1 protein-coding gene is annotated in these 1,400 nt (G+C 74.5%); it reads right to left on the bottom strand.

Annotated features, from left to right (window positions below; genetic code table 11):
• Positions 1–53 precede the first annotated feature (53 nt).
• The coding region (locus LCE31_RS39620; RefSeq protein ID WP_225023134.1) for an alkaline phosphatase D family protein at positions 54–1,400 on the bottom strand (1,347 nt) is incomplete at its 5' end.

Below are 1,400 nucleotides of genomic sequence, written 5' to 3'. Positions count from 1 at the left end.
CCGCCCCGCCGTCACCGCCCCCTCCGTTGCCGTCCCCGGGGACGGCGCCGCCGTCACCGCGTGAGCGTGCGCTCGTCCACCGTCACCAGGTGCGCCGTCCCGTCCTCGCGGGCCCGGCTCTGGTCCAGGCGCAGCTCCGCGCGCCGCCCCTCCAGCGTCAGCGTCATCAGCTGGTTGCCGAACCACGGGCCGCCCGTCCGCTCCCAGCCGAGCGGCGGCCTGCCGAGCCGCCCGTGCAGCCGCAGGGCCCGCCCGACCAGCTTGCCGAGGCCGTTCCAGCCCACCCGGAAGGTCACCTTCATGTACCCCGGCACGGAGTTGTGCACGGGTGAACAGGTCAGCTGCGTCACGTGCGAGGTGACCTGCCCGCCCGGCCTGTCCCGCGGCCAGGCAGCCTCCGCGATGTACGCGTGGTGCACGTCGCCCGACAGCACGCACACCGTCGCGGGCGCCCGCTCGCCCGCGCCGACCTCCGCGATCAGGTCCGTGAGCTCCTCGAAGGAGTGCGGGAAGGCGGCCCAGTGCTCCAGGTCGGCCCGGCGCCGCAGCCGCTCGCCGAGCCGCGCCCAGCGCGGGCCGCGCCCCCCGCCGCACAAGACGGAGTCCCAGCTCTCCAGATCGTGGATCATCGGCGGCATCAGCCACGGCAGCGAGGTGCCGATCAGCAGGTGGTCGTACGAGCCCGGCGCGTCGAGAACCTGTCGCCGCACCCAGCGCGTCTCCTCCTCGTCGACCATGGCGCGCCGGTCCTCCGCCAGCACCCGCGCCGCCCGCGAGTCCACCACCACGAGGCGCGTACGGCCGAAGTCGCGCCGGTAGCTCCAGCGGGCGTAAGCCGGGTCGCGGTCCACGCGCCGCGCGAACTCCCGTACCGCGGCGGTCGCGTCGGGCCCCTCGCGCACCGCGGCGTACAGCTCGTCCTCGTCCAGCTCCGCCGGGGCGAGGTTGCCCAGGTGCTGGTAGACCCAGTACGACATGAGGCCGCTCACGACGCGCTCGTCCCACCAGTCGGTCGCGCGCATCTCGGCGAGCCAGGCGGCGCTGGTGTTCCAGTCGTCGATGACGTCGTGGTCGTCGAAGACCATGCAGCTCGGCACGGTCGACAGCAGCCACCGCACCTCGGGGTCGCCCCACGACTCGTCGTAGAGGTGGGCGTACTCCTCGTAGTTCGCGACCTGCGTACCCGGCGGACGCGACAGGTCGCGGCGCGCGGCCAGCCACTCCTGGGTGCCGGGCGAGGTCTCGTCCGCGTACACCTGGTCGCCCACGAGCAGCAGCACGTCCGGCCGCTCGGACTCGTCGGCGGCTGCCAGGTGCAGCGCCAGCGTGACGAGCGCGACGGGACCGATCGGGTCGCGCCCCTCCTTGGCGGGCCTGGCCCACCGGCAGGAGCCGAAGGC

The sequence above is a fragment of the Streptomyces sp. 8L genome (assembly GCF_020176795.1).
Lineage (GTDB): Bacteria > Actinomycetota > Actinomycetes > Streptomycetales > Streptomycetaceae > Streptomyces.
This window is presented reverse-complemented; position numbering and strand designations above follow the sequence as displayed.